This window comes from Pseudomonas alkylphenolica (genome assembly GCF_016009175.1).
Classification (GTDB): domain Bacteria; phylum Pseudomonadota; class Gammaproteobacteria; order Pseudomonadales; family Pseudomonadaceae; genus Aquipseudomonas; species Aquipseudomonas alkylphenolica_B.
Genome location: NZ_JADUCM010000001.1, coordinates 448,820 through 460,866, shown reverse-complemented (window position 1 = coordinate 460,866; position 12,047 = coordinate 448,820). Strand labels below are relative to the sequence as shown.

At 58.9% G+C, this 12,047-nt stretch carries 7 protein-coding genes; 3 read left to right on the top strand and 4 right to left on the bottom strand.

Annotated features, from left to right (window positions below; translation table 11 throughout):
• Positions 1-198: 198 nt before the first annotated feature.
• Positions 199-1,281, bottom strand: coding sequence for an ABC transporter substrate-binding protein (locus tag I5S59_RS02065; protein WP_197875169.1), 1,083 nt, complete (start codon positions 1,279-1,281; stop codon positions 199-201).
• A gap of 218 nt (positions 1,282-1,499) precedes the next feature.
• On the opposite strand from I5S59_RS02065, the gene I5S59_RS02060 reads away from it, so the two are divergent.
• Together I5S59_RS02060 and I5S59_RS02055 are read left to right on the top strand one after the other, a co-directional pair.
• Complete coding sequence (locus I5S59_RS02060) at positions 1,500-3,152, top strand: nitrite/sulfite reductase (protein WP_197875168.1); 1,653 nt, start codon at positions 1,500-1,502, stop codon at positions 3,150-3,152.
• A complete protein-coding gene (locus I5S59_RS02055) occupies positions 3,136-3,630 on the top strand; it encodes a DUF934 domain-containing protein (RefSeq protein WP_128325554.1) in 495 nt (164 codons plus the stop codon). Before I5S59_RS02060 ends, I5S59_RS02055 begins: the two co-directional genes overlap by 17 nt.
• A 46-nt stretch (positions 3,631-3,676) precedes the next feature.
• Here I5S59_RS02055 and I5S59_RS02050 read toward each other — a convergent pair whose 3' ends face one another.
• Positions 3,677-8,851 (bottom strand): NEL-type E3 ubiquitin ligase domain-containing protein, encoded by a 5,175-nt coding sequence (locus tag I5S59_RS02050; RefSeq protein WP_332262045.1) that lies wholly within the window; start codon positions 8,849-8,851, stop codon positions 3,677-3,679.
• 71 nt (positions 8,852-8,922) lie between these two features.
• Positions 8,923-9,939 (bottom strand): protease SohB, encoded by a 1,017-nt coding sequence (gene sohB / locus I5S59_RS02045; protein ID WP_197875166.1) that lies wholly within the window; start codon positions 9,937-9,939, stop codon positions 8,923-8,925.
• Positions 9,940-10,233: 294 nt separating this feature from the next.
• Between sohB and I5S59_RS02040 the strand changes: the two genes are divergently transcribed.
• Entirely contained in the window at positions 10,234-10,785 is a 552-nt protein-coding gene (locus I5S59_RS02040) for a hypothetical protein (protein ID WP_197875165.1), read from the top strand.
• 210 nt (positions 10,786-10,995) lie between these two features.
• On the opposite strand, the gene I5S59_RS02035 is transcribed toward I5S59_RS02040, so the two are convergent.
• The gene (locus I5S59_RS02035; RefSeq protein WP_197875164.1) at positions 10,996-11,997 is read right to left on the bottom strand and encodes a hypothetical protein; all 1,002 of its coding nucleotides are present in this window, start codon (positions 11,995-11,997) and stop codon (positions 10,996-10,998) included.
• Positions 11,998-12,047 lie beyond the last annotated feature (50 nt).

Genomic DNA, 12,047 nt, shown 5'->3' with positions numbered 1-12,047 from the left:
GTTACTGGTGGCTGACCCAATACACCGCGGTCACAACAACCAGCACAATCAAACAGAGTATCGCCCAGGCATCGACATGGCTGTCACTCTTCACTTTGGTCGAGTTTCCCATTGCATCGCCTCTTGTAGTGGTTATGGGAATGCACGTCACCCGTAGCAGTTAAGTCCAGCAATGTCCTTTACTCAAGTAAGGAATTATCAATAGTCAATCGGCGCCTGAAGGAACGGATAGCGGTAGCTGGCAGCGCGCCCCTGCGCGCTGAAGCGATTGAAGTCCAGACCATAGTCGGCCTGGTCCTGCAGTTTCAGCCAGCGCCGGGCGCGCCCCGGATCGATCAGTTGCAGCACAGGCACCTGATGGTTGCGCTGCCCGTCACGATCGATTGGCAGATTCAGCGCATCATCGTGCAACAACACCATGGCCCATCCGCCAAGGGAAAAGTGCCCACCCATCAATACGCTGATTCGTCCGTCGATACGGTCCTGCAAGGCCTGAGGGGAGCTGTTGACGGCGCTGAAGAGAACATCCCTGCCCGGGGTACGACCGGCCTCGACAAAGGCCTGCATGGCGCCAAAGGCCATTTCGTCATTGGCCGACCAGACCAGGTCGATGCGCGGATACCGCTTCAGCAACTGCTGGGCCTGCTGATACGCCCGTTGCTGCTCCCAGCCACCGTACACCAGCTGACGCAAGCGCACCTCCGGGTGCTCAGCCAGTGCCCGGCGCATGCCCTTCTCGCGAAGCTGCGCGGCCGGCGTGGTCTTGATTCCGGAAAAGGCCAGCAACTCGCTGGGCTGGGTGATCCCCGGTCGTGTACGCAGGGCAATGAGTTCCTTGAGCATCTGGTAGCCGGCCGGCTCATCGTTGTTGACCAGCGTGCCGAGCACTGGCCCGTACTTTTCCGGCGCGCGCTCAATCAATTCGGCCTGACTCGGCGTAAGGCCGTTGTTGACCAGGAAGAGCTTTACTCCGCTGTCATGCGAAAGACGGATGATTTCCGGGGCTACGTACTGCTCGTTGACCAGTACCAGATAGTCCGGACGATCTGCACTGCTGAGTACTTTGCGTGCCTGGGTCAACGCTCGCTCCGGTCGCCGTTCCATGTACTCGACCCGCAGTTCCATACCCAGGTCCTGGGCGGCTGCCTGCATGAAGCGCGAATAACTGACCCAGAAGGTCTCGTTGGAATAGCCAGGATTCAGAAACACCACCGACGCGGCCTGTGCGCTGGCTGCCAGCGGCAGACTCAGGCATAGGCTTTGGCACAAGGCCTTGAGCATGCGGATTCGCTCCTGCTATTCAAACCATTGATTATAAACACCACAGCGCCTCAAGCGGCCAAATGCCAGTCAGTCTCACTTAGTCCAAATGGTTCTTTTTATATGCAAAAACATCACTTTTGCGCATAAACGCAAACTGCTATCTTTCTTCCGCTCCGCTTTGGGAGTGCGCGGCCGTGCGCGCGATTAGCTGCAAGCAGCTTGAGAACAGGACCCCTATGTACGTATACGACGAGTACGATCAGCGGATCATCGAGGACCGCGTCAAGCAGTTCCGAGATCAGACCCGACGCTATCTGGCCGGTGAGCTGAGCGAAGAAGAGTTCCGCCCCCTGCGCCTGCAAAATGGCCTCTATATCCAACGTTTTGCCCCGATGTTGCGGGTCGCTGTGCCTTATGGCCAGCTGACGTCGCGTCAGACTCGGATGCTGGCGAAGATCGCGCGCGACTACGACAAGGGCTATGCCCACATCAGCACCCGGCAAAACGTGCAATACAACTGGCCAGCCCTGGAAGACATCCCGGAGATTCTGGCCGAGCTTGCGACCGTGCAGATGCACGCCATCCAGACCAGCGGCAACTGCCTGCGCAACGTCACCACCGACCAGTTCGCCGGTGTCGCTGCCGATGAAGTGATCGACCCGCGCCCATGGTGCGAGATCGTTCGCCAGTGGACTACATTCCACCCCGAATTCGCCTACCTGCCGCGCAAGTTCAAAATTGCCATCAACGGCTCTAGCAGCGACCGCGCGGCCATTGAAGTCCACGATATCGGCCTGGAGCCGGTGTACAACGCCGCTGGCGAGCTGGGCTTCCGTGTCCTGGTGGGTGGCGGCCTGGGCCGTACCCCGGTGGTCGGCGCCTTCATCAACGAATTCCTGCCGTGGCAAGACCTGCTCAGCTACCTGGACGCGATCCTGCGGGTATACAACCGCTACGGCCGTCGCGACAACAAGTACAAGGCGCGGATCAAGATCCTGGTCAAAGCACTGACCCCGGAAGTCTTCGCCGAGAAGGTCGAGGCCGAAATGGCCCACCTGCGCGGTGGCAGCACCACGCTGACCGAAGCCGAAGTACAGCGTGTCGCCAAGCACTTCGTTGACCCGGACTACAAGGCGCTGGACAACCTCGACTTCAGCGAGCTCGAGCAACAGCACCCGGGCTTTGCCCGCTGGCGCACCCGCAACGTGCTGGCGCACAAGAAGCCAGGCTACGTGGCCGTGACCCTGTCGCTCAAGCCTACCGGCGTTGCCCCGGGCGACCTGACTGACAAACAGCTCGATGCCGTCGCCGATCTTGCCGAGCGCTACAGCTTCGGCCAGCTGCGCACCTCCCACGAGCAGAACATCATCCTCGCCGATGTCGAGCAGAGCCAACTGCACGCGCTGTGGCTTGAGCTGCGTGAAAACGGTTTCGCCACGCCGAACATCGGCCTGCTGACCGACATCATCTGCTGCCCTGGTGGCGACTTCTGCTCCCTGGCCAACGCCAAGTCGATCCCGATTGCCGAATCCATCCAGCGCCGTTTCGACGACCTGGACTACCTGTTCGACATCGGTGAACTGGACCTGAACATTTCCGGTTGCATGAACGCCTGTGGTCACCACCACGTCGGCCACATCGGCATTCTCGGAGTGGACAAGAAAGGTGAAGAGTTCTACCAGGTCTCCCTCGGTGGCAGCGCCAGCCGTGACGCCAGCCTGGGCAAGATCCTCGGCCCTTCCTTCGCCCAGGACGCCATGCCGGATGTCATCTCGAAGCTGATCGACGTCTACGTTGAAAAACGCACCGAAGACGAGCGCTTCATCGACACCTACCAGCGTATTGGCATCGACCCTTTCAAGGAACGCGTCTATGCAGCGAATCATTAAGAACAACGAAATCGTCGACGAAACCTGGCACCTGCTGCCCAAGGACTTCAACATCGACGAAGTGACCAACTGCGACGACTACATCGTTCCCTTGCAGTTGTGGCGTGAACACGGCCATATGCTCAAGGCCCGCGACGGCGGCCTGGGTGTCTGGCTGGATGCCGACGAAGAAGCCGAAGAGATCGGCCACGTCGCCAACGAGTTCCAGGTGATCGCCCTGAACTTCCCGGCGTTCACCGACGGGCGCAACTACTCCAATGCGCGTCTGCTGCGTGATCGCTACAAGTTCACCGGTGAACTACGGGCCATCGGCGATGTGCTGCGCGACCAGCTGTTCTACCTCAAGCGCTGCGGCTTTGATGCCTTTGCGCTGCGGGCCGACAAGGACCCGGTGGAAGCACTGGAAAGCCTCAAGGACTTCTCGGTGACCTACCAGGCCGCCACCGACGAACCGCAACCGCTGTTCCGTCGCCGCTGAACAAGAAAGGCCCCGCTAGCGGGGCCTTTTTTTTACCTGCAACAGCTTAGGTGGAAACCTCTTCAGCGTTGGTCAGCATGTCGATCAGTGCAGCTTCGGCCGCATCGCGAGCGCTAGCCAAGGCATCGACTGCCGCCAGGTACTCTGCGCTGTCGATTTCAAGCTTGAGTAGCGTACCGTCAGCGTTCAACGGCTCGGTCTTCAATGGGCCGCGCAACGCTTTCAGCACCTTGGTGTCGAGCTCGACCGGCACCTCATCGGATGCTCCGTTGCAGTAATCCAGATAATCCAGCCCCTGGGCCCAGGTTGCCGAGAGCGCCTCGAACTGCCCTTCAAAGCGCTGTTTCAGGTAATGTTGCCAACTACTTTCTTCAACCATCCAGGTCTGTCGATTGCCGACCGTATCGCGTGCCCTCACTGCCCCTGCAACGCGATCAATGGTCTTTTTCGACAGGTTCGCCGTAGCCTCAAAGAGCATGCCGCTGGAAGGTTCAGGGTAATCGAGCACACCTGCTAATGCTTGGCGCATCGCTAGGCGGATCTCGATATCATCGACACTTTCACTCCTCAATCGAGAGTCGCTGATGTCGTCCAGCGGGTCCAGCGGTGTCAGCACCTCATCATTGAGCAAGGCCAGCCGTCGCCGCGTGCGGGCCAAAGACAAGACGTCGGCGATGCGCTGCACTTCATGGCGGCGAAACAGCTGCTTGTACAACGCCAGCAGATCAGCAGCGCGCTCACCGACGCGGGCCGCTTCGCTGCGCTGAAACACCAGCACCGCGATTTCCAGCGCACTGAATGCATCGGCACCGGCATCGCCACAGGTCACCGGGAAGTCGCCAGCGATCGTGACAAGCTCCTCCCTGAGCTGCGTGTGTTGTGAGGCTAGCTCGAGCATTGACCACACCCGTTTGCGCACGTCGGCTTCATTGACCCGGAACTCACTGGACAAGGCAAGGCGATCCAGCATGTCCCGCAGCGCGCCATGCCCGTCGTTATCGAAAAACTCCTGCCAAAGCGCACGTTGCGCAGGGCTGGCGCCCTGCAACCAATTGCCATCGGGCTCTACCTGTATGACCAGTTCAGGCTCATACGCTGCTCCTACATTACTCATACTGGCAATACTGTCGGCGTCCAACGGGTTGAAATACAAATCCAGGTTAAGGTCGGGATCCTCGCGCAGCGCAGCGCCGAAGCGTGTTTCAGCCAACACCGGAAGGGTCGTGATCCGGTTGTGGCTCAGGTCCACAGACTCCAGAAGCAGAGGTTCCTGATTCATCAGTGTCGTCAACCCGGCAGGCCAGTCACTTAACCCACAATGTTTCAGTTCAAGCTGCTCCAACTGCGTCAGCTCGCCAAGCTCCGGGGCCAGTCCCAGGTTGTTGCCAGACAGTTGCAAGCGCTTCAGTTGATCAAACCTGGAAAAGACCTGTGCAGCGGCTTCGTCCAGCACCAGATGGGTACTGCTTAAATCCAGCGCTTGCAGGGGTAAGCGGCTCAATAGTTCCAACCCCTCACTGTTCAAGTTCAGCGCGTTATAGCGAAGGTTCAGGCGGGTCAATGCAGGTAATCCGGCCAGCGTTCCCAGGGCTGCATCGGTAACGCCTGGCAATTGGCAGGCTTGCAGATCAAGCGTCTGCAGGCTGACCAATGGCTTGAGCGCATCGAAGAGCCTGTCACTGCTGGCCAAGCTGACTTCTTTCAAGCTCAGATGATAAAGACCCGTCAATACAGCGACATCAGCAGGTATCTCACTGAACTGATTGCCCTCCAGCGACAGGCGCTTAACCTTCGGGAAACACTTGAGAAAGCCAGGGGGCAACGCCTGTAAGTGCAAACCCGCCAGGCTCAGGTCATGAATATGGTCAAAGCGTGCATTCAACACCGGCAGCTCGCCGATGTCCGCCCCGGTGAGCTCCAGCCTTGCTCTGAGCCCGCTGCCTGGCCTGCGCCAGGTGTCGAGCAGCTTGCGTCGGAGAATGCGCCGGCTAGCACGCGAAAAGACATCCTGAGTAGCCCCAACCCATTGTTCAAGTGTTTGCTCAAGCGTGTTGTATTCCGTCTCGAGCTTGAAAACGGCATCGCCCAGATGCTGGTTTTCAAGCAACAAGCGCGCTTTCATCGCTTCAAGCGCCTCACTGTCCAGTGCTGGAAACAGGGCATGCAACCTGCCGTCAACTGCGAAGCGACCTACCGCGCCCCCCAGGGGATACCCGATCCTGCCGTCGGTCAGTCGAAACGGCGAGCGAAACCAGGGTTTGATCGGCTGCAGACCGAGTAGCGCCGATGCCTGGGTACGATCCCCCAGGGCATGTGAATACAACGCGCTGCGCAACAATTGCGCAGCGTGAATATCCAGGCCCAACGCCTGCCGCTCACTGTCTGGCAATGCCTTTAGCAGGGACGCAAACAACGACTCATCCTGGCTCAGCTCAAGCCCTTGCGCATCATAGGCCCGGTAACCATTGCCCTGGCGCACCACCCGTTTGAGCTCACCAGTCGCGTTGCCAGCACTGGCCAACAGGCGCCCGCTTTGCCTGTTTTCGCGCAGCTCAATACGAACTGTATCGGTCCAGCCTGGCAGTTTTGCCATCAGCCCGACGGCCAGGCGATCGCTGTCCACGCTTGCCAACCCGACCTCGTGCAAGCCCTGGATTGCCCGGCACAATCGTATCTGGCGCTGATACACCCGCGCTTCTTCGGCCAGGCGCATCGGCACACGCCCTCCGCTGGCCTGCAACTGCTTCAGCTCTGCCGCGTCTGCTGCTTCGATGATTTCCAGTGCCGCAGCATCGGTCAGCAGCGGGAAGTCGCGCATCAGGCGCGCCTGCCCCGTGGTGGGCTTCGACCGCCCATGTTCGTACATGGCCTTGAAGATGCCGGCACGATGGCGGATGGCGCTTTCAGCGATCAGCTTGCGCAATACCTCTCGCCGCTTACCCACTTCAACGCTGGAGCCGAACAGATTGCTCGCCTCATCTTCGCTGAGGTCCGCGAGCACTCTGTCAGCCAAGGCATTGGCACGCAGTTCCTGGATTGAAATGCGAATGACCTTGCCGTCAGGCCAGCGCTTTGCACCATAGCGAACAGGATCATGATCGAGGTCAGTCTCGTCAAACACCTCGAACACGCGTTCCGGCCATCGCGGCAGATCCTGGCTCAGGCTCGGTCCAAAACCCAGGCCGTCTGCGTCCTCTACCCCCTCACTGAGACTGTGAATTAACCGGCTCACCCGTCGGTCAGTCTGGTAGCGATGCAAGGTGTCCTTGAGCAAAGCCGGCATCTTCAAACGGTCCACGTGCACGCGACGCAGCATATCGTCGTCCACACCACTGATCCGTGCAGCCTGGTCGAGCATTTCATCGGTCAAACCGTGCGTGGCGTGACCGAGACGTTTCAACAGTTTTTCATGGCTCCACTGCAACGGCTGCTCACCCACGGCCTGCCAGGCGCCCTCGGCGTTGTGCTGCAGCACGGGTTGATAGGCGTGCGGATCATCGGGGTGGATGATTGACCAGGTCGCCTTGGTGTCCTGCGACACTTCAAAAACCTGATCGTCAACACGGATGTAAGACCTCTCCCCCACAGGGTAGATCCCTGTAGAGTCAGGCTTGATATCACCCAGCTTCACGGCGCGCGCATAAGGTGCGAGGTCGGGCTTCCACAAGCGCTCTCCGCCATCCGGCAGGGTGACACGCAGCAATCCGTCAACCTGCGCATTCGACCCCAGGTGCCCTGCAGCCCCCAGGCCGACGGCCATGGCAACATTCAATGCCACCGACTCGAAATGTGCCAGCGCCTCGTCAAGATCGCCCGCTTCCCAAGCGTGGGCACCGTCGATAATTTCGTCCACCAACTGCACAGCAGCCACTACCGCCATCACCACACCCAGTGCCGGCACAAAGAACGCCGCCGCATTGAGCGCGTTCAGCCCAATGCTTTCCCAATAGGCCAGGCGAAGCTTCTTCGCTGCCTCATCCACCTCGGCGCTGGGCACCAGCAGATCCCGGGCATTGTCCTTGAGCATGGACAGGTGCTGGTCTTGCCTGTAGTCAAACAGGTTCTGATCGATTGGCGTATCACGCAGGTGCAGGTTGGCCTCGGGATCAAGCTGGCCATCCTTGCGGTACAGCGCCTCATTGAGGCGCTTGAAAAAGTGCGCATGCTCATGATGACGGACATAACCACGAAACAGCCGCAGATAGGCAGGCTTTAGCAAGTTGATCCGTAGATCCGCTTTGAACGCCGCCACCGACGGGTACTCTTTGAGCGGGTACAGCACAGCGCCCGGCAAGTAGACAACCACCGGTTCGATCTGCTCGCTGGTAATCCGGTTGGCACTCAACACCACAACATGCTCAAGTGCCGTGCCAAACATTGTCAGCGACCTGACGGCAACAGGATTCCCATTGAACAGAGGTGCCTGTTGGCCATCGATCAAACCGTTGACCATCGTACGCGCCGCCGCCGTGATCTCGCCGCGCATGAATGCCTCTTGTGCCGTCTGACGCAACCGGTCTTTATCGGCAGTGATTGACAGCGCACGTACGGTGTCGCGGGTTGCTGGGCGTTCGTATACATCACGAATATGCGCCTGGTACTGCCCACCCAGGTCCAGCGCGTGGCACATTGTTGCAAAGCGCTCAGGGTCGATCTCCAGTGTGCTGCTGTAGCGGTATTGAAAACGTGGGTAAGCCCCCGGCTCGCCGGGCTTGAGCTCAAGGCTGAACGCGCCCTTGGGCGCCAGAGCTGTGCCGGTCTCGAAACGGGTTTCGGCAGCGAAGTTCTGCATCGCCGCCTGCATCAGGGTTTGCTGGCGAGGCTTGAGCTGAAGCATTGAACCCAGCAACACCGACTCATAGTGGATTTCCACCAGTTCGACGGTGTTGACGTCGAGCTCTGCAGCCAAGGTTGCTTTCAGTTCAGCTTTGAGCAACGGCTCGGCGAAAGCGCCCGGTTCCTTGAAGTCTTTCAGCGCCTTGGCCAATGCATGCGTTGAGGCTCGGCTGCGCTTTTGCACGTCGAGCAACGTCTGCCGCTCGGCCTCGGTGGCCAGCAGGTACCAGCTAGCGTCCCCTTTCGAGGTCTGCTGCGCCGGACGTTGTGCGGCGCGCCAGCGTTTGAGGTCGTCGGCGGTTGCATGTTTGAACAGGCCGGGAAGGCGCTTGCCGAGGAAGTCCCCGTGCAGGCCGGGAATGGGCGGGATGTGAGAGGTGGACATTGGTGCTCTCCTGTGAGTGATTGGGCCCACAGGAGAAGCGAAACGCGTTCTGCGCTGGCGTTACATAATGCTCAGCGCCATTTACCCAGCTTGCTCCACAGTCCGAGCACGGTGCTCTCGATCGAGCTGCTGGCCGCCAGCCCTACCCGCTCCTGCAGGCTCTTGCGCTGGGCAAAATGCAGGTGATAGAGGTTCGACTCACGGGCGCGCTCCCCCAGGTACTCGTCGCTGGTCTTGAGTTCATCCACCAGTTGCTTGTTCAGCGCGGCAACGCCCAGCCACACTTCACCGGTGGCCACGTCGTCGATATGCAACTGCGGGCGATAACGTGAAACAAAGTCCTTGAACAGCTGGTGAGTCACGTCCAGGTCTTCCTGGAACTTCTCCCGGCCCTTCTCGGTGTTCTCGCCGAACACCGTCACGGTGCGCTTGTACTCACCGGCCGTGAACACTTCGAAATCGACATCGTGCTTCTTCAACAGCCTATTGACGTTGGGCAACTGCGCCACCACGCCAATCGAACCGAGAATGGCAAACGGTGCACTGACAATCTTGTCGCCGATACAGGCCATCATGTAGCCGCCACTGGCAGCAACCTTGTCGATGCAGATGGTCAGCGGGATACCGGCCTGACGAATCCGGGCCAGTTGCGACGAAGCCAGCCCGTAGCTGTGCACCATGCCGCCGCCGCTCTCCAGGCGCAGCACCACTTCGTCGCGGGGCGTGGCCAGGCTCAGCAGGGCGGTAATCTCGTGGCGCAGGCTCTCGGTAGCCGAGGCCTTGATGTCGCCATCAAAATCGAGCACAAACACCCGCGGCTTGTCTTCCGGGGTTTTCTTCTGCTGCTTTTCTGCCTTGGCCTGCTGCTTGCGCAAGGCCTTGAGCTGGCCCTTGTCGAGCAGGCTGCTTTCCAGGCGCTCGCGCAAGTCCTTGTAGAACTCGTTGAGCTTGCTGACCTGCAACTGCCCGCCTGCCTTGCGCCGACCTTTGCCACGTAACCCGGCAATCGCCGAAAGAACCACCAGAATCGCGATCACCAGGGTCGCGGTCTTGGCCAGAAAGCTTGCGTACTCTGCAAGAAACTCCACAGGTTTACCTCAAAGGCGTGAAAGCCCCATTCTACGGGCATCGGGAGAACGATGTCTAACAAGGTTCTAACATTGTTCTAACACAGCAGCGAACGCACACAGGGCCAGCAGCGCCACGATAAGGACCAGCGAGAGGGTCACCTTATGGCGCCTGCCTGCGAGGGCACACGGGGGAACCTGCGTGAGGTTGTTCATTGAGGTGGTCGTTCAGATTTTTCTGTCAGATTCTCAACGGCTCCCAAAGCTCAGCATAATTTGGACCATACTCAGACTTTTAGCCTAAGGGTACTAATCGTGAGCTGGGAAGACGTGTTAAAGCTGTTCGGTGCCGCAATCTTCTCACTCGGAGGCGGCGGGGCAATTGTCTTTGCCCTCTCCTCTTGGTTAGGGAAAATTTGGGCAGGCCGGATTCTGGCGAACGAAACACACCGACTGACCATGGAGCTTGAGGCGGCCAAACGAGACCTCGACGTTATCAAAGAAACCACCCTCCGATTCCAGAATGACAAGATACTGATTTACCGAGCAGTTATTGAAATAGTTGCAAGGCTCCTCGCAACCCTCGACTCTCACGGAGAGCGACGTTTAGTAGCTGCCGATGCTGGGGCTCGCTTCGATGAATTTAACGAGCAGCGTATAAAGGTTTACGGGTATCTCGCTATGCTTGCGCCGCAGTCTGTTATGGACGCCCAGGATAATCTGATCGACCACCTGCTAAAAATCAGTCATGGAACCGTTGCATATGAATGGGCCGAAGTTCGTGAGAAAGCTCTTCTGATGCTCAACGCTGTCCGGGAAGACATCGGCATCGGAAAAGCCCCCATAACCTATAACGGAGAGCTTTGAGTATTGCTCTTAGCACTCACCCTTCACCGCCACTTAGTAAAACTCAGACATCCCCAAGGACTTCGACCGAAGGGCCGCCTTGAGCAACTCCCAGAGAGAAGACTGTTGCTTGATGGGTGCCGCAGCGACAGGCGATAGGGTTGGGTAAAGCAGCGCCCCAGCCGTCCCCTCTCGGGCGGCCTTACGGGGCGTCTAAGGGATTCCCTTGGGTCAGTTCAAGGTGATGCGGGTGATCATCGGGAAGGCCACAGCCTCGGTCTGGAGACCATCAGCGGTCAGCTTCACACGGACCTTGCCGTTAGCAACGATGTCCACGACGGCCATGATCTCAACGTCCCAGCACTGATGGGCGCCGTTGCGGGTCGCTTGGATCTTCCACACGTCACCGTTGCGACCTTCGCGGTAGCTCAGCGAGGTAAACATCTTGGGCAGCAGGAACAGACCATAGTCAGTACCGGCGTATGGTTGCACAGAGGTGCCGATCAGGGCTTCGATGTCCTCTACGCCAGCCCGTTGAGCAGCACGCTCCAGAACGGCCACCATCGAAACAGGGAGCAGGACCACGAAGTCAGCCAGCGAGGTGCCCACGGTCTGGTTGATGTTCATCGTCAAGATGTCGATGAGGTCCTCAGCGATCTCTACAGGCTTGCCGGTTGGCTTGGTCGTGGAGACGCTCTCAGTGCTTGGGGCAGTCGAGAGGATTGCAGCGATCTTGCCAGCGGCACCATGCTCGATGTCCCGCAACAGCTTCTCAGCGGTCTGGTTCATGGAGCCCTCGGTGAAGCCTGCCAACAAGGTGTGGTCGAGGATGGTGAAGCGGTGGCTGATGACCAAAGCGGTGTCGGTGGGTTCGGTGAAGATCACAGACCCGGCCAGGACTTCGCCCTTCGAGATGGTCTGGTTATCCCAGTTCTTGCGAGGGTCGAAGGTGACCGAACGATCAGCCATGGTGATGATTTGTTGACCCGTGGCACCTGAGCCGGACGGACGGAACTCGCAAGGGCTTGCCTCCATGGCAGCCTCACGCCACTCATCGCTGTTTAGGAATTCGTCGAGACCCTCGGTCAGGGCTTCCACATAGACGGACACATCGGTGGCTGCTTCGTTCTCAGTGCAGATGTCAGCAGTGTTGAAGCGGATCGACCCATTCTGACCATCGGTGATCGAGGTGTAGTAGGTCGATGGCTTTTCGTATTGGTTAGGTAGGCGCATGGGAATGTTTCTCCTGAATTAGATGAAGTAAGTGGTGGGCGTTGCTGGGT